General features: G+C 34.3%; 18 protein-coding genes. All 18 read right to left on the bottom strand.

Going from position 1 to position 16,324, the window contains the following annotated elements:
- Positions 1-9: 9 nt before the first annotated feature.
- The 18 genes from ASD98_RS18220 to hutH all read right to left on the bottom strand — a co-directional run bounded on the left by ASD98_RS18220 (position 10) and on the right by hutH (position 16,311).
- Positions 10-798 (bottom strand): hypothetical protein, encoded by a 789-nt coding sequence (locus ASD98_RS18220; protein WP_056207104.1) that lies wholly within the window; start codon positions 796-798, stop codon positions 10-12.
- 38 nt (positions 799-836) lie between these two features.
- The gene (locus ASD98_RS18215) at positions 837-1,976 is read right to left on the bottom strand and encodes a beta-ketoacyl synthase (RefSeq protein WP_056207102.1); all 1,140 of its coding nucleotides are present in this window, start codon (positions 1,974-1,976) and stop codon (positions 837-839) included.
- A 111-nt stretch (positions 1,977-2,087) separates the two neighbouring features.
- Positions 2,088-2,537, bottom strand: a complete 450-nt coding sequence (locus ASD98_RS18210; RefSeq protein WP_056207100.1) for a thioesterase family protein — start codon at positions 2,535-2,537, stop codon at positions 2,088-2,090.
- Positions 2,512-3,795 carry an ABC transporter permease gene (locus ASD98_RS18205; RefSeq protein ID WP_056207097.1) on the bottom strand — a complete coding sequence of 428 codons (1,284 nt, stop codon included), beginning with the start codon at positions 3,793-3,795 and terminating at the stop codon, positions 2,512-2,514. The genes ASD98_RS18210 and ASD98_RS18205 overlap by 26 nt, the downstream gene beginning before the upstream one ends.
- The gene (locus ASD98_RS18200; protein WP_056207095.1) at positions 3,785-4,537 is read right to left on the bottom strand and encodes an ABC transporter ATP-binding protein; all 753 of its coding nucleotides are present in this window, start codon (positions 4,535-4,537) and stop codon (positions 3,785-3,787) included. Before ASD98_RS18200 ends, ASD98_RS18205 begins: the two co-directional genes overlap by 11 nt.
- 6 nt (positions 4,538-4,543) lie before the next feature.
- On the bottom strand, positions 4,544-5,542 hold the full coding sequence (locus ASD98_RS18195; protein ID WP_056207093.1) for a BtrH N-terminal domain-containing protein: 999 nt from the start codon (positions 5,540-5,542) through the stop codon (positions 4,544-4,546).
- On the bottom strand, positions 5,542-5,946 hold the full coding sequence (locus ASD98_RS18190) for a hypothetical protein (protein ID WP_056207091.1): 405 nt from the start codon (positions 5,944-5,946) through the stop codon (positions 5,542-5,544). The genes ASD98_RS18195 and ASD98_RS18190 overlap by 1 nt, the downstream gene beginning before the upstream one ends.
- 25 nt (positions 5,947-5,971) lie before the next feature.
- On the bottom strand, positions 5,972-6,442 hold the full coding sequence (locus tag ASD98_RS18185; protein ID WP_056207088.1) for a hypothetical protein: 471 nt from the start codon (positions 6,440-6,442) through the stop codon (positions 5,972-5,974).
- 3 nt (positions 6,443-6,445) lie between these two features.
- Positions 6,446-6,877, bottom strand: coding sequence for a hypothetical protein (locus ASD98_RS18180; RefSeq protein WP_056207086.1), 432 nt, complete (start codon positions 6,875-6,877; stop codon positions 6,446-6,448).
- On the bottom strand, positions 6,877-8,010 hold the full coding sequence (locus ASD98_RS18175; RefSeq protein ID WP_056207084.1) for a beta-ketoacyl-ACP synthase III: 1,134 nt from the start codon (positions 8,008-8,010) through the stop codon (positions 6,877-6,879). Before ASD98_RS18175 ends, ASD98_RS18180 begins: the two co-directional genes overlap by 1 nt.
- Before the next feature lie 15 nt (positions 8,011-8,025).
- Entirely contained in the window at positions 8,026-8,928 is a 903-nt protein-coding gene (locus tag ASD98_RS18170) for a hypothetical protein (RefSeq protein WP_056207083.1), read from the bottom strand.
- A gap of 213 nt (positions 8,929-9,141) precedes the next feature.
- Positions 9,142-10,023 (bottom strand): lipid A biosynthesis acyltransferase, encoded by an 882-nt coding sequence (locus ASD98_RS18165; protein WP_056207081.1) that lies wholly within the window; start codon positions 10,021-10,023, stop codon positions 9,142-9,144.
- Positions 10,023-10,277, bottom strand: a complete 255-nt coding sequence (locus tag ASD98_RS18160) for an acyl carrier protein (protein WP_053472936.1) — start codon at positions 10,275-10,277, stop codon at positions 10,023-10,025. The genes ASD98_RS18165 and ASD98_RS18160 overlap by 1 nt, the downstream gene beginning before the upstream one ends.
- Positions 10,270-11,505 carry a beta-ketoacyl synthase gene (locus ASD98_RS18155; RefSeq protein ID WP_056207079.1) on the bottom strand — a complete coding sequence of 412 codons (1,236 nt, stop codon included), beginning with the start codon at positions 11,503-11,505 and terminating at the stop codon, positions 10,270-10,272. The genes ASD98_RS18160 and ASD98_RS18155 overlap by 8 nt, the downstream gene beginning before the upstream one ends.
- Before the next feature lie 141 nt (positions 11,506-11,646).
- The gene (gene fabG, locus ASD98_RS18150) at positions 11,647-12,378 is read right to left on the bottom strand and encodes a 3-oxoacyl-ACP reductase FabG (RefSeq protein ID WP_056207078.1); all 732 of its coding nucleotides are present in this window, start codon (positions 12,376-12,378) and stop codon (positions 11,647-11,649) included.
- 10 nt (positions 12,379-12,388) lie between these two features.
- A complete protein-coding gene (locus tag ASD98_RS18145; RefSeq protein ID WP_056207076.1) occupies positions 12,389-13,615 on the bottom strand; it encodes a WG repeat-containing protein in 1,227 nt (408 codons plus the stop codon).
- Between the two features lie 39 nt (positions 13,616-13,654).
- The gene (locus tag ASD98_RS18140; protein WP_056207074.1) at positions 13,655-14,764 is read right to left on the bottom strand and encodes a WG repeat-containing protein; all 1,110 of its coding nucleotides are present in this window, start codon (positions 14,762-14,764) and stop codon (positions 13,655-13,657) included.
- 26 nt (positions 14,765-14,790) lie between these two features.
- Positions 14,791-16,311: a histidine ammonia-lyase gene (hutH, locus tag ASD98_RS18135; RefSeq protein ID WP_056207071.1), complete on the bottom strand. Its 1,521-nt coding sequence runs from the start codon at positions 16,309-16,311 to the stop codon at positions 14,791-14,793.
- Positions 16,312-16,324: the final 13 nt, after the last annotated feature.

Here is a 16,324-nt window from a genome sequence, read left to right as displayed (position 1 = left end):
GGATTTAATTTATTGTATATATTTTAATATAATTTTTGCTATATCGGTTATAAAAACAGCAGCAACTAAACTTTGATTTGTTAAATTTGCGTATGCATAATTATTTTTTACTAAATCATTCATTGAATGGGTAATTTTTAGTATGAGATTAGGATCAGTTATATTTTTAGTTGAGGAATAACCAGAAATAAAATCAGGCATCCAATTTGAAGTAATTCTGCCTCCTTGGGAGCCATAACTTTCAAGATTCCAAGCTGGCCAACTTTTATGATCAGATAAAAGCGTTAGTGCTTGAGGTGTTAGCAATTCTATTTGGTTTAATGCAAATTTATGATCGTCAAATAATTTAATAAAATCGGAATTTGTGATATTTTTCAGCACATTCGCCAGATGGTCGGTTAATTCAATATCTGGCGGTGTATTATCTAAAATTCTAATAATTTTATTAAATAGCGTATTTCCTTGTGGGCTGGTTAAAAATTGCTGAATTTGCTTAATTGAATTTTCTGATTGTTCAGTTTTGTCAAAATAAGAATTTAATAAATATTCTTTTTTTGCGTTTTTTAATTCACTATCTATTTCTTCATTCCAATTTAAGAAAGTATTGATCGCCTCTCCAATCTTGAACATACCCAATGTTTTATCTCTAATCGTTTTAATCGTTTTTTCAGAGATTATCTTTTCCTTTTCTTCTTCGGTTAGTTCTATTTCTTGAAGTCTAGTTTCTAAATTTTTTTTTTGAGATTCAAAATATTCTGTAGGACTAGTTACAATATTTATAGGAGTTATATTGCTCATACTTTTTAGGTTTATTGATTAGATTCTCTTAGGTAATATTAATTCACTTTTTCAAAAACAACCGCCGTATTACAACCTCCAAATCCAGAAGCCGTTTTCAAAAAATATTCAATCGTCACATCTTCATTTTTCTCAATAACATTTATAGACTCACTAACTCCAATTTCATCAAAACCTTTTGATTCAAAAAGCATATTTTGATTGGTAGATTCAATCGCAATTACGGTTTCCAATAATCCAGAAGCGCCTAAAGTATGACCGTAAAAACCTTTTAAACTATTTATAGGAACATTTTGCAAACCTAAACGGCTGAATGCAATAGCTTCCATTTCGTCGTTAAACGGAGTTGCTGTTCCGTGTGCTGAAATATAATCTAATTTATCAACGTCAATTTGAGCTTCTTTTAAAGCATTTTGAATACTTCTGAACAAACCTTCACCAGTTCTTGACGGACCCGAGATATGATTGGCATCGTTTATCGAACTGTCGCCGATCACTTTTATTTTGGCATTTTTGGCTTCCGCCGAGATTAAAACGGCAGCCGTTGCTTCGCCTAAACTTACTCCGGTTCTGTTTTTAGAATACGGTTTGCAAGGCAGTTCGCTCATGGCTTGAAATGCATTAAAACCGGATAAAACAAATTCTGAAACTTCATCGCCAGCGACAACAAAAACATTGTCGTACAATTCAGACTGAATCATTCTTTTGGCAATTGAAACAGCTAAAATCCCAGAAACGCAAGCATTTGAAATCACAATTGGCTGTGTTTGAAATCCGAAGAAATCCGAAATAGTTGCAGCTAAAACATCTAAATGTGCGTTGTGAAAGTTTTCTTCAGAATCATTTGCTAAAGCCGTAACATTTCCTTTTGTGGTAGAAAGTATAAAAGCCGTTTTTGAATTTAATTCAACTTCTGAGTTTTTGATAATAGGCTTTAAAGCCAAAATCATCATTTTCTCTAAACGGGAATATTTTGTTTCAGTACTGATTTTTGCAAAAGCACTATTTATTTTTTCATCAGAAATAATAGAAGCATAAAAAGAGTTCGGCATCAAAGAAATATCATTATGAAGCTGAATGCCGGAATCACTGCGAAGAATCGCTTCAACATTTGATTCGACATCAAAACCTAAAGGTGTGATACAGTTGGTTTGCGTAATGTATATTTCTTTTGACATTTTATGATTTTATTCCAGTGTGTTTTTTATGGCACGCAGATTTTGCAGATTAAGCGGATTTACACGGATTATTTTGTTTGTTAATTTGTGAAAATTCGTGAAATTCGTGTTTTACAATAACAATCCAACTTTTCGTTTCCATTCTTCATAAAAAGGCGGATTTGTCAGCATTAAATTTCCTTCTTTATCTAAAAATACCTGAACGGTTTCTCCTGTGCAGGCAATTTCGCCTTTATCGTCAATAATTTTAAAACGGTAAATCATTTTTGCAGCGGGCGTATCGACAACGGTTGTTTCAATTGTTACTACATCGCCGTAGCGTAACGACAATTTATGTTCGCATTTTGATTTTACAATTGGTGTTGTATATCCGGTTTTGGCAATATCTAAATACGTAAGTCCGTGCTGACGGCCAAACGCTTCGCGTCCATCTTCAAAATACGTAATATAGTTGCCGTGCCAAACAATTCCAAGCGGATCAGTTTCGTTAAAACGAATTCTGATTTCGTGTGAAACGGTTAAATCTGCGGCTTCGTTAAACTGCTCTTTTCTTTTTGTCATAAAATAATGCGATGGCTGTTGTAAGAATGAAAAACAAAAATAGTAAACTTATTTTTGGGATGATTTCCAGGAAAGTAACGTTGCGTAAAAGAACATCGTAAAAAGCATCTAATCCCCAGTTCATTGGAGACGATTTAGCAATGATCTGCATGATTTTCGGCATGGCAAAAACCGGAACCCATATTCCGCCAATTGCTGCTAAAATGATCACGCTCGTAGCGCCAAATGGAGCCGATTGTTCTTGTGTACTTGCAATGGTTCCCAATAAAATTCCGAATCCGATTGCTGCAAAACCTGAAAATAAGGCAACGACACTCATCAATACTAAATGTCCTTCGATATTTAAAGACGGCAATCCGATAGATGGAAATAAAAATACAGCAACGGCAACCATCATATAAAACTGAATCATACAGATTACAGAATAAGTAATGGTTTTTCCAATAATCACGACTAAACTAGAAACAGGATTTGTTCTTAATCGAACGAAAGTTCCTTGTGATTTTTCTTTTACAATATTAATAGATAACGGAATTACGATAAAAAATATCGCAAAAAGTGTCCAGGCCGGAACATTGTGCTGAACGGAGTTTGGGCGAACTTCTTTGTTATTAATCTTCGGAATTATCTCTTTGAAAGAAATGAAACTTTTCTGCTCAAAATTGGTAGTTCCTTCTCCTAACTGATTTTGAAAAGTGGTATAAATTGATTTCGTTTCAATCTGCGAAATCATTTTGTCGATTGAACTCATGACCGCATTTTTGAAACTCATTTGTACCGCGGGATCAAAATACAGTCTTACTTCTTTTTCTTTGATAATTCGCTGAGGTTCGCTTGCTGCGGTACTATCAGTCATGCCTAAACTGCTGACAATTTTTTCGACATTTTGATCAACTTTTGCCTGTAAATCAGAACTTAAATTTTTTGGGATTACAATGGCCAATTGAAATTTTCCTTTGTAAACATTTTCTCGGGCAACATCTTCGGTAATTGTTTTATTGTCGATTTGTGTTACAACGCTAAACAAATTGCTTTTTTCTAAATTCTCAAAAACGGTTTTTGAAACAGAACCTTTATCGTTATCAACCAATAAAATCGGAATTTTAGAATCGCTTACGGTTTTAAAAGTGCTGTCCTGAATTAACGTAACGGTAATAACCAAAACCAATGGCATTATAAACAGAATAATCAATCCGCCTAAATCGCGTTTAAGCAGTAAAAATTCTTTTACGATCGACATCCAAATTTTATATAGCATCTCTCAAGTCTTTACCGGTTAATGAAATAAAAACGTCTTCGAGATTTCGGGCATTTTCAACAGAATCAATTAAACTTGAAGGCGTTCCTTTAGCATAAATTCGGCCTCGGTCTAAAATGGCAATATTCGTGCAGAAATCTTCGGCTTCAGCCAAATGATGCGAAGTATAAATAATCGATGTTCCGTTTTGGTTTAGCAGTTTTAAATAATCTATAATGGCATTTTTAGACTGAACATCAACGCCAACGGTTGGTTCGTCTAAAAATAAAACTTTTGGTTTGTGCAGAATTCCGGCAATTAAATTCACACGGCGTTTCATTCCGCCAGAGAAAGTTTCAACAGGTTTGTCGGCAAATTTTAATAAACCCAAAAGATCTAAAGTTTCGATTACTTTATCTTTTAAATCAGAACCTTTCAGTCCGTACATACTTCCAAAATACTGCAAATTTTCTCTTGCCGTAAGAGTAGGATAGAGGGCATATTCCTGAGGTACAACGCCTATGATTTTTTTTATTTTTGAAGAATGATGCTGATAGTCTAAATCATCAATTGAAAAATGTCCTGAAGTTGGTTTTACCAATCCGCAGAGCATTGAAATTAAGGTTGTTTTTCCGGCACCGTTTGGACCGAGTAAACCAAAAATTTCTCCTTCATTTATATTTAGCGAAACATCGTTCAAAGAAAACTGGTCGGCATCTTTGTACTTTTTCGAAAGGGATTCTATTTTAATTATGGATTGCAAAATATCTTAGCTAATGGCTTTTTTTAGTTTTTTGAAAAAGAGTTCTTCTCTGTTGGCAATGTCCAAAAGTTCATCGGCAATGGTGTTGTAAGCATCTTCTTTGGCACTTCTATTTTTATAAATACGCGAAGCTTCAACGGCAAAATCACGCCATGAATCGCCAATTTTTGTCATTTCTTTCGAAAGCTCTTTCAATTCTTCATTACCTAAAATAACCGAAGCTTCCTGCAAAAATGCCGCATAAATAAAACGGAAACCACCGCCTCCGGTTCCAATTTCTTCCTGCATACGAACCATTTGTGCCAAATAATGATTGGCTTTTTTAGTTCCGTGTTTTACAGGCCATTTTCTAATTTGCTTAGAAACAAATTTGATACCGCGAACGCCTACAATTGGCATTGGCGCAAGCATGTCACGACACGTATTTTTTATTCCTTTGATGATCGCACTTTTTAAATCAACTTCATTTGGAATTTGAATTGGATAATACATTTGACCTCGCGGCGCAAAAGCACCTTTAGCAAAACGAACTTTGTCTAATTCTTCGTGTGTTAAAGTGGTAACGGTTTCCATTACAGGATCACTTACTAAATAATCGGTTTCGGTTTTTCCGTAAACAACTAAATTGTGTGCGTTGAAATGGAAACGATATTCATCGGGAAAATAACTTAAGTTGTAAACACCGACTTGTAATCCGGTTGGAATATTATTTTTTAAATTTTCATCCAATGCTTTATTGGCATTTGATACAGATGAAAATTTTTGTCTTTTTATTTTTAAATTTAAACGAGTTGCCACTTTATTAAAAATCTGTCCAGGCAATGTTCTATAGCTGATTGCAGGTGCATAATTGACTTTTATAAAAGGCAGATATACAAAAAATAATCCAGAGCCAATACCAAAAACCATCGGTTCGCTGATGTTTAATCCGCTGTTTTTTAGCAAATTCGACGCTACTCCATTCTCACAGTGAGCAGACTGATGATGTGTGAAAGTTAATTCCATTATTTGGTGATGCTGTTTTTTAATTCTTCAACAGATACTTCAAAAGTATCGGCATATTTTTTCAGGATTTTGTCGTTTAGTTTGTCAAAAACTTCAGGTTTAAAATGTCTTTTTACACGCCATTTCCAAAGCCCGACATAACTGGATAAAATAGTAAGGTCCATTTTATTGACTTCCATAAAATAAACAATCGGGCTTACTTCGCCATTTAAAACCTGCTGTCTGGATTCGGCAATGCGCTCGTTTATTTCATCTATAGAATTAGAAAGTGCGATTGTTTTGGGTTCCCAACCGGTACTTAGAGTTGTGGTATAATTGCCGTTTTCATCAGTTGCGTATAAAAGCTCTTTTACGTTGTTTTTAGTTAAGTTGCTTTTATCCTGAGGTACTTTATCTTTTTCCATTACCTAGTTATATTTTCAAGTGGAATTATTGCGAAACCGAAACTGTTTTTTGAATGAACAAATTAATTTCGCATTCTAAGAGTATCTGATCTTCTACTGAACTTTGACAGCTCATCGTGCATAAAGTGTAATCGTCGCCAGCAAATTTTGAAACTAAATCTGCTTTGGTAATTATAGTATCGCCAACTTTTGGAAGGGAATGAATTTTTACATTTTTTAAGGCACTGATAAATCCAATTACATTTACGTTTTCATTTTCTGTTCCGTCTTCGTCAAAAAAGTATTTTTTTCCAACAATAGACGAACAAGTCTGGGCTGTATTTTCAATTAAACCTGCTTCAATAAAAACATTATTCTGAACAAAAATATTGTCTTCTTTTATTAAAAAAGTGGTTTCTACGAAGTTGGAATCAATATCCAAAATTAAATCTACCATAAGCATAGGTGCTCGGTGCGGTAAATAATTTTGTATGTCAACTCCGGTGTTCAAAATCATATATTATTTGGCTAAAACGGTTTTCATTTGCCCGTTTGCAATTTCTTCGTTATTTAATGTAGTCACGATATTCACCAAAGTTATTCCGGCAAATTCCTGCAGAATTGTTACTTCAGATTGAATGTTGTCGTCTAATTTCGGCAGTTTTTTAATTTCAATTTCTTTAATTGAACCAATGTATCCAGTTGGTGCAATTTCATTTTTTAGAAAAAACTGATACCCCGTATGAAGAGCAACTGACTGCGCCATATGCTCGATTAAACCAGCTTCAAGAAAAGTATTGTTTTGTACAAAAATATTATCGGGCTGAATTTTTAAACCCGAAACCAAAGAAGTTTCCGTGTAAGAATGCATCGCATCGACCATTACAAAAGGGAACTTTTGAGGTAATAAATTTTCTACAGTTTCTTTTTCTAAAAGTGCCATTGTTTCCATTAGCAAACCGTTAAATACGCATACGCGAAAGAAAATCTTCCGCTTTCCGGAACTGATAAAAGGATTTTGTCTCCTTTTTTCAAATTCCCTGAATTCATTAATTCTTCTAAAGCCAGGTAAATAGAGGCAGAACCAACATTACCAACTCTCGAAAGGTTCATGAACCATTTATCATCACTCATTCCTATTCCTTTTTCTGTCAATCCTTTTTTTAATCCTTCAACAAAAAAGTTTGATGAAACGTGAGGAATGAAATAAGTAATATCATCAGATTTGATGTTATTTTTACTCATCGCATCTTTCATACTTTCTGCACCTTTAGAAAGAATAAATTCATCTAAAAGTTTAACGTCTTGTTTAATTGAGAAAACAGATTCGTTTAACCATTGTTCCGGTGCGTAATCGCTCCATGATTTTATTTCTCCGTTTTCTAATTTATCACCTCCGGCGTACATGCAGGTTTCTAATTCGTAAGCATACGAAAAAGCTTCCATCCATTCTATTTTAAGAGAAACAGTTCCTCTTGGTTTATTTTCTAATAAAAATGCACCGGCACCGTCAGATAACATCCAGCGTAAAAAATCTTTTTTGAAAGCAATAATTGGCTGTTCTTCCAGACTTTTTAAATTGTCGGCTTCGTGATTGTATTTTTGAGCATTCAGCCAGGTCGAAACTTTTTCTGATCCTGTACAGATTGCATTTTTTGAATTTCCAGAGCGTACGGAAAGAAAACCAAATTTAAGGGAGTTCATTCCGGCACAGCAAACTCCTGTTGAAGAGTTTAGTTCTACCGATTTATTTTTTAGCAAACCATGAACCATCGCAGCGTGCGAAGGCAGAAAAATATCCGGAGTTGAGGTTCCGCATGAAAGTACTTCTAAATCCTGAGGTGTAAAATTTTCGTCGAATAACGGCAAAATAGCATTTCTAGTTAATTCGGCATTACTGTGTGTGCTTTTTCCTGTTTTATCAACAGCGTAATATCGGCTTGTAATTTTGTTGTTGCGCAAAATAATACGTCTTGCTTTTGAGGCAGTATCGTTGATAAGTCCTAAATAAGCTTCCATTTCATCATTTGAAACAGCTTCGTTAGGCAAATATTTTGCAGCTTTTGTTATATATACTTCAAACATAATCTATATTCGCTTCTAAACTCCTTGATAATATTGAGTTTGTCTTTTTATGGTTTTTAACTTAAAAGGGTAGGAAATCAAGTGCAATATATACACTATTGGTGAGATTAACCAAATTGCCAAGAATAAATAAACATTAAATACTTTTAGAAGCTTTTTTCGGTTTTTTTGATTTTTAAAAATCAGGTTTGACCATTTATTGAAAATTTTATTCGCTGTTTTGTCTACAGTTACTAAGTACGGACTAATTTTTACAGCATCAATTTGTACCAATTTTGGCTGTAAATGGTCTAAATTATTCTCATTAAAGGCTGAAAGTATTACTTCTCCAAACTTTGGAGATTCGTTAATGTCTTTTTCTGAAACGCCCGGTAATGGAAAAATACCTAAATATTTTTTCTTAACGCCAGAGAACATCCATTCTACAATTGTTATAACGCTTATTAAATTTCCAACGCGGTCTACCAGAGCCACATTGCCTACTAATTGTGCGTTGGCTTCTTTTAGTAAAGTTTTAATTTTTTCCTGTGCCATAATCCACATGTTTCTTGAACCGCTGATGGTTACAACCGGCGTGCCGTTCAGGATTTTTTTGGCTTCGTCGCTTTTTAAAAACGAGTTAATTGGAATTGAAGGCGACAAATACCAAACCTGATAATGGAAAAGTACCAAATCAAATTTTGTATTTAAAATTTCTTCAGGAACTGGTTTTAAAGCTGTTGGGATTTGTAAAAACGATTCTGGAAAGGCATCAAAAAAAGCATCTTTACTCCACGGAAACGGGAAAGGTTTTTCTAATTGTATTTCGTGAAAAGTCACTTTTATATTCTCTGAATTTAGAAATGGTTTTGCGATGTTTTGCGCAATGGTTTCTAACTGTCCGGATTGAGAATAATAAATAACAAGAACATTTTTCATTGAGGTTTCTTTGCTTTGGTTGCGAACAAAAATAAGTAAATTTATTTAAACGGATTTTTCTTGTTTAACGGATTGAGGGTTTGCCACGAATTACACAAATTTTCACGAATGTATTGCGTAAAAAAGAGTGTTTTATGCCACAAGTTGAGATTTACAAAATTTTTAAAAATATTAAATTAGTGAAAATTGTGTAATTCGTGGCAAAACAAAACTTTAAGATTTCAAATCACTCCAAAAATCGAAATAATTAAACCATTGCAAAGGGTATTTTTTCAGGATGCTTTCTACGCTTGTTACGTATTCTTTCAGCAATGCTTTTTCGTCACGATGTTTTACTGCCGCTTCTCTTGCGTATAAATGATAATGTAAATTTGGCTCTTTCATAACGTAAACAAACACAACCGGAACTTTTAATCTTGATGCAATTAAAAATGGCCCGGCAGGGAAGTTTGCTTCTTTGCCTAAAATGTTTTCAGAAAGTGATTTTGTACCTTCAAAATAACGGTCGCCTGTAAAACAAACCAATTCGTTATTGGCCAAAGCAGCATTGATCTCAAAGATATGAGACAAATCGTCTTTGATAATAATGAATTTTACGGTTGGTTTTTGGGTAATACTTTCCAGATAATTTTTAATCGCGGAATGTTCTAAATCTGTAGTGACTAAATTGATTTGAAAATTAAGATCTATATCCCCTAAGAAATGTTCTGCAATTTCAAAATTTCCAACATGTGCACTAATTAAAACACCGCCTTTTTTTTCGGCCAGCAGTTTTTTTAAAATCTCAATTCCATCAAATTCATAGGTGAATTTGTTTCGCATTCCTGCCGAAATGGAAACCTTATCAATAATGGTCTGCCCAAAAGTGTAGTAACTTTTGAAAACCATTTTTTTTGATTTAAAATAGGAATACTGAAGCCTTTCTTTAAAGTAATAAAAAATAGCGCGATTGCTTTTCTTTAAAAATAAAAAGTAATAAGAAGCAACAAAATAAAGTAAAACATAAGCAGATTTGACACCCGCTTTTTGAATCAAAAAAACGAATATTCTATAACCTAAAACAGTTCCTTTTGATTTGCCATCCCATTCACTCATTAAGCTGTTTTGGCTTTTAATTTGGTTTCGATAAGGTCATAGAAACTTTGGAAATCAGAAATTCCAACAAAATCTGCCTCAACTAGTTTTACGCCAAAGTTTGATTCTATTGAAACTACTAAATCAACATAATCTAAACTATCTAAGCCAAGCGTATCTTTTAAATTAGCATTTGGTTCAATGTCGTCATTATCTACTTCAAATTCATCAACTAAAAAACCATTAATTTTTGCTATAATATCTTCTTTATTCATCGTTCAATTTAAACTTTTTAACCACCAACGCCGAGTTGGTTCCTCCGAAACCGAAAGAATTGGACAAAAATATGTCAAATTTTTTGTTTAACGTAGTTTTAACTAAATTTAATTTTGAAGCATCTTCATCTGGGTTGTCTAAATTGATGTTTGGCGCAATGAAATCGTTCAGCATCATGAGGATAGAGTAGATAATTTCACTTGCTCCCGCCATCCAGCATTCGTGGCCTGTCATTGATTTTGTAGAACTTACATGAGGATTTTTCTCACCAAAGACTTCAAAAATAGCTTTGGCTTCGTTTGCATCACCAACCGGAGTTGAGGTTGCATGTGCATTTATGTATTCAATATCTGATGCTTTTAGTTTAGCATCGTCAAGCGCTCTTTGCATTGCTGTCGCCGGACCTTCGACATTTGGAGTCGAAATGTGCCCGCCATTTGATGAAAATCCGTAACCTGAAACTTCGGCAATGATTGTTGCGCCTCTTGCTATTGCAGATTCGTAACTTTCCAGAATTAAAGTTGCACCTCCGCCACTCGGAATTAATCCGTCACGGTCGGCATCAAAAGGTCTTGAAGCTTTTTCCGGATCACTTTCTCTGTTAGAAAACACACCTAATCCATCAAAACTGCTCATGGCATATTTGTTAATTTCCTGCGCTCCTCCAGTTATGATGATATCCTGAAAACCACTTTTTATTAAAAAATAAGCTAATCCAATAGAATGTGAACCGCTCGCACAAGCAGCACTTACGGTTAAATTAATGCCGCGAAGTTTAAAAATCGTTGAAAGATTCATCGTAACCGTAGAATTCATCGATTTAAAAATCGCTCCGGAACCAATTAAGGCAGTATCTTTTTTCTCGCGTACGATATCTGTAGCATCGATAATTGCTTTAGAAACGCTGTCGTTTCCGTACATAATTCCAACTTCGCGAGTTTCAAAAAAGGCATCGTCAATATTCGCATTTTTCAATGCTTCGATAGTGGCCATATAAGCATATTCGGTTTCTTCACCAATGCTCATACGTTGTCTTCGGGTCAATAAATTTTTTAAATCAGCTTTAGGAACCATTCCGGTCAGGGCTGATTGAAAACCAAATTCTTTTCGCTCAGAATCAAACTGAATACCCGATTTTCCGTTATACAATGATTCCTTTACTTCATCTAAAGAAGTTCCGATACAAGAATAAATTCCCATTCCAGTAATTACAACTCTCTTATTCATCGTCTTTCAAAGTAATTTTTATCCTTAAAGTGTAATTTTTAAACAAAGGCACAATTTTTTTAATCTATTCTTTATTTTTTAATCTCGCAAAGACACAGAGCAATTTTCGATGTTTTAAAAAATCTCGCAAACATAGGATTATTAAGAATATATTCCTCCGTTTATATTGATAATTTCACCGGTAATATAGCTCGATTTTTTTGAAATCAAAAAGCTTACCAAATCTGCTACTTCTTCGGCTTCGCCAAAACGATTTACCGGAATCAGCTTTAATAATTCTTTTTCGTCAAGCCCGCTTGTCATATCTGTTCTGATAAAACCCGGCGCAACAGCGTTTACCGTTATATTACGTTTTGCAACTTCTTGTGCCAATGCTTTTGTCGCCGCAACAATTGCTCCTTTTGCTGCCGAATAATTGGTTTGTCCCGCTGTTCCTTTTACTCCGGAAACCGAAACCATATTTACAATTCGGCCGTATTTATTGCGAAGCATTTTTTGAATAAAAAACTGCGTCACATTAAAAAATCCGTTTAAACTTGTATTTACAACGCCATTCCAGTCTTCGGGAGTCATCCACATAAAAAGACCATCTTTTGTAATTCCGGCATTGTTTACAATAGCTTCAACAATAGCTTCAGGGTTTGATTCCTGCCATTGTGTTAAAACAGTTTGTACTTGTTCAAAATTGGCAACATCAAAACCTAAAATTTCTCCGGTTGCGCCTAATTTTTGTATTTCCTGAAGTGTTTCTTCGGCAGCGGTTTTGTTTGAATGATAATTGATCAAAATATGATAATTAGATTCAACGGCTAATTTTTTACAAATAGCACTTCCAATTCCTCTTGAACCGCCTGTTACTAATACACATTTCATTATATAAATTTTATTTCTTTTTCTTAGTTACTGGTTTGCTTGCTGGTTTAGCTGTTGCTTTTGTTTCAGCTTTTGGACTCTCAGCAGCTATATTTATTTCCTTTTTTTCTCTTTCTGCTGTTTGTGAAAATAGTTCGGCGTTTTCAAACCATTGGTTTCCTAATACAGTTCCGTCTGGTCTCAGAAAACCCCATTTTCCTTCATTTTTTACTCTTGCAAGGCCATCAATAAATCCTTTGTCCTGTTGTACAAAAAGCGCAATAACGAATCCGTTTGAAGTGATTCCGTATTGTGTTGGAATTACCAGTTTTCCGGTTTCATTGATAAACCCCCAATTACTTTCTTTTACAGGAGCCAAACCGTTTGAGCTGAAAACTTCTGCGTCACTATAAGTTGGTTCAATTACAAATGTTCCTTTTAAATTAATGTAACCCCATTTTTTTCCAACCAAAACGGGCGCTAAATTTTTTGAGAACGCTTTTCCTTTATCATAAATAGGAAGAATTATCCAGTTTCCTTTTAGATCGATAAAACCAATTTTCCCGTTCTTTTTAGCATAAGTTAAATCTTGTGTTTCAAAATCCCATATTTTTTCAGCACCATCAACCGGAATAAATTTCCCTCCGTTTACAAGTCCAAAAGTTTTATCTTTTCTCGCCCAGGTTGTACCTTTAAAATAGTTTCCAATTTCTGCGTAAGCCGGTTCAACTAATTCTTTTCCTTCGGTATTTATAATTCCCCAGTTCTTATTTAGTTCAACTCTTGCAAAACCATTTTCAAAAGGTTTGATCTGATCGTATTTGGGTTCTAAAACCACGGCCAGTTTTGAATTGATTAATCCAACTTTGTTTCCTTGTCTTATAAAAGCAACGCCGTTATTAAAATCGAATATTTTTTCTGTAGCCGGAGCTTTTAAAATTTCTCCTTTTGTATTAATATAAACCCAGTCCTTATCTTTTTGTACAACTGCAATTCCGCTGTTAAAATCTTTAGCATTGTTAAAAGATGCCGGAATTACCCAGCTTCCTTTTGTATCAATAAAACCCCATTTTCCGTTGTCTTCTACAGCGGCTAAACCTTCAGAAAAACTTTTGGCAGATTTATATTGAGGTTCAATTTTAAAAGATCCGTCTTTGGAAATATATCCAATTTTTGAATTCTTTTTAACTAATGCCAGTTCTTGACTATTAACAAATTGAATGAAACCTAGCAACAAAAAAATAAGTGTTTTTTTCATGATTTTTAAGATTCAATATTAATAACGTAAAAATTATTTTTATTCCTGAAAAAGTTCAGCATTCTGAAACCATTCGATCAAAAGGTCTCCATTTGGTTTAAGAAACCCCCATTTACCGCTGCGTTTTACTCTTGCTAATCCGCCGATGAATCCTTTTTCTTCGCGCATATAGCTTCCAAAAGCTGCAGAGATGTCATAATCTGCCGGAATAACTACTTTGCCGGTTTCATCAATAAATCCCCAGCCGTATCCTTTGTTTACAGCAGCAAGTTTGTTTTCGCTAAAAGGCTCTGCATCATAAAACATAGGTTGTACTACACATATTCCCTCTAAATTGGTATAACCCCATTTTTCTCGAATGCAAACGGGTGCTAAATTATTAGAAAATGGTTTTGCTTTATCAAATAGAGGTTTAAGAACCCATTGTCCTTCAAAATTTACAAACCCCCATTTTGCGCCTTTTTTTGCAGCAATTAAATCTTGCGTTCCAAAAGAGCCAAATTCACTTACATCGTCTATTTTAATAAACTGTCCGTTATGCACCAGTCCAAAATCTTTTCCCTTTTTTGCCCAGGTTGTGTTGTTGTAATAATCCCCAACTTCATCATAAACAGCTTCAACAACTTCTTTTCCTGCAGGATCAACAATTCCCCATTTTCCATTTACTGCAGCTTTTGCATAACCGTTATAAAAAGCTCTAATCACATCATATTTTGGAGCTAAAATAATTTCAAATTTATTATTGATAAGTCCCACTTTATCGGCTTGTCTAAAAAAAGCTGCTCCGTAATGAAAATCAAATAATTTATCAGATTCCGGATTACCTTTTAGAATTTCACCTTGTTTATTGATGTAATACCAAACAGCTTTTTTTTCAATAGCTGCTATTCCGCTGTTGAAATCCCTGGCATTGTCAAATGTTGGAGGAATTACAAAAGCCCCTTTACGGTCTACATATCCCCATTTCCCATTCTGTTTAACAGCTGCTAAGCCATCAGAAAAATCTCTTGCGCTGTCAAATTTTGGTTCAACGGCAAAAGTTCCCTCTTTTGTAATATGACCAAACTTACCGGATTTTTTAACCAAAGCCAGTTCCTGAGCATTAATTAATTGAACCGTTATTAGAAATAAAAAAAATATTTTTTTCATGTTTTTAAAATATGATTCCAGTTCAATTAATTGTTAATCAAATAATCTTTTACATTTTGAACAAACGGATACATTACCTGATCTTCCTTAAATGTTGGAATTATATTGCGAACATCATCATACCATTTTTTGGTTACCGATGAAATTTTATCTTTTTGTTCTAAATAATCAATCGCCTGAACAATAGTAATCATTTCGATTGCTAATACTTCAAAAGCATTTTCGATTACTTTTGAGGTAATTACCGCAGCGTTTGTTCCCATACTTACAATGTCCTGATTGTCATTGTTGTTTGGAATACTGTGAACATACATTGGGTTTGAAAGCATTTGACTTTCGGCAGTTGTTGAAGTTGCTGTAAACTGAACACCTTGCATCCCGAAATTAAATCCTAAGGTTCCTAAATTTACAAATGGAGGCAGTAATTCGTTGATTTTTGAATTCAATAAATAATTCAATTGACGTTCTGCCAACATCGTTAATTTTGTAATAACAATTTTCAGTTTATCCATTTCCAGCGAAATATAATCTCCGTGGAAATTTCCTCCGTGATAAACGTGCTGATTTTTTACGTCGATAATTGGGTTGTCGTTTGCCGAGTTAAATTCGTCTTCGAGAATAGAAGCTACGTTATTAATTGTTTCTAAAACCGGCCCCAAAATTTGAGGAACGCATCTTAATGAATAATATTCCTGAACTTTTTCTTTGAAGATTTCTTCGGTGTTTTCTCCAGAATATAAATGATCTTCTCTTTTACGGATTAATGTACTGTCTGAAAGATTCTGACGCATTTTTGCAGCAATTTCCTGCTGTCCTTTATGACGTTTTGTTTGGTTTAATTCTGCAGAGAAATGATCGTCATAAGCCTGAACCAATTCGTTTATGGCGCAAGAAGATTTTAATGACCAGTCTAATAATTTTTTAGCGTGATATACATTTACAACGCCAATTCCTGTCATTACAGAAGTTCCGTTGATTAATGCCAGACCTTCTCTAATTTCTACCTGAATTGGCTTTAAGCCTTCAATTTCGAAAACTTCCTGAGTTGGTCTTCTGTCTCCTTTATAAAAAACTTCACCTTCGCCTATTAAAACTAATGCTAAATGAGATAATTGTACTAAGTCGCCGCTGGCACCAACACCGCCGTGCTCAAATATTAAAGGAGTAATATCTCTGTTGATAAGTTCAGACATTAAATGAATTACTGACGGATGAACACCAGAATTTCCTAATGAAAGTGTATTTAATCGAGCCAAAATAGCTGCTTTTGCACAAGCTGCATTTAATGGTTTTCCGGTTCCTGAAGAGTGACTGCGAATTAAATTATATTGAAGCTGAATTTGATCAGACTCTTTAATTCTGTATTGTGCCATTGGGCCAAAGCCTGTGTTTACCCCGTAAATTACTTTATTCCCAGAGAATTCTTTTAAGAAATTGAAGCTTTCGTTTACTCGGTTTAGAACTACATCACTGATTGTAACTTTTTGATTTCCAAAGATTATGGCTTCAAACTCTGCTAAACTTAAATATTCATTAATTGTATTCATTAAATCGTTTTTG

Source organism: Flavobacterium sp. Root186 (genome assembly GCF_001428525.1).
Lineage (GTDB): Bacteria > Bacteroidota > Bacteroidia > Flavobacteriales > Flavobacteriaceae > Flavobacterium.
The sequence above is the reverse complement of the archived record's forward strand: the minus strand, read 5'-3'. Positions and strand labels throughout refer to the sequence as shown.

Bases quoted from the DNA above. Each gene is read 5' to 3' on its own strand.
- ASD98_RS18220 (WP_056207104.1), bottom strand. From the start codon at position 798: ATGAGCAATATAACTCCTATAAATATTGTAACTAGTCCTACAGAATAT.
- ASD98_RS18215 (WP_056207102.1), bottom strand. From the start codon at position 1,976: ATGTCAAAAGAAATATACATTACGCAAACCAACTGTATCACACCTTTA.
- ASD98_RS18210 (WP_056207100.1), bottom strand. From the start codon at position 2,537: ATGACAAAAAGAAAAGAGCAGTTTAACGAAGCCGCAGATTTAACCGTT.
- ASD98_RS18205 (WP_056207097.1), bottom strand. From the start codon at position 3,795: ATGCTATATAAAATTTGGATGTCGATCGTAAAAGAATTTTTACTGCTT.
- ASD98_RS18195 (WP_056207093.1), bottom strand. From the start codon at position 5,542: ATGGAATTAACTTTCACACATCATCAGTCTGCTCACTGTGAGAATGGA.
- ASD98_RS18190 (WP_056207091.1), bottom strand. From the start codon at position 5,946: ATGGAAAAAGATAAAGTACCTCAGGATAAAAGCAACTTAACTAAAAAC.
- ASD98_RS18185 (WP_056207088.1), bottom strand. From the start codon at position 6,442: ATGATTTTGAACACCGGAGTTGACATACAAAATTATTTACCGCACCGA.
- ASD98_RS18180 (WP_056207086.1), bottom strand. From the start codon at position 6,877: ATGGAAACAATGGCACTTTTAGAAAAAGAAACTGTAGAAAATTTATTA.
- ASD98_RS18175 (WP_056207084.1), bottom strand. From the start codon at position 8,010: ATGTTTGAAGTATATATAACAAAAGCTGCAAAATATTTGCCTAACGAA.
- ASD98_RS18170 (WP_056207083.1), bottom strand. From the start codon at position 8,928: ATGAAAAATGTTCTTGTTATTTATTATTCTCAATCCGGACAGTTAGAA.
- ASD98_RS18165 (WP_056207081.1), bottom strand. From the start codon at position 10,023: ATGAGTGAATGGGATGGCAAATCAAAAGGAACTGTTTTAGGTTATAGA.
- ASD98_RS18160 (WP_053472936.1), bottom strand. From the start codon at position 10,277: ATGAATAAAGAAGATATTATAGCAAAAATTAATGGTTTTTTAGTTGAT.
- ASD98_RS18155 (WP_056207079.1), bottom strand. From the start codon at position 11,505: ATGAATAAGAGAGTTGTAATTACTGGAATGGGAATTTATTCTTGTATC.
- fabG (WP_056207078.1), bottom strand. From the start codon at position 12,378: ATGAAATGTGTATTAGTAACAGGCGGTTCAAGAGGAATTGGAAGTGCT.
- ASD98_RS18145 (WP_056207076.1), bottom strand. From the start codon at position 13,615: ATGAAAAAAACACTTATTTTTTTGTTGCTAGGTTTCATTCAATTTGTT.
- ASD98_RS18140 (WP_056207074.1), bottom strand. From the start codon at position 14,764: ATGAAAAAAATATTTTTTTTATTTCTAATAACGGTTCAATTAATTAAT.
- hutH (WP_056207071.1), bottom strand. From the start codon at position 16,311: ATGAATACAATTAATGAATATTTAAGTTTAGCAGAGTTTGAAGCCATA.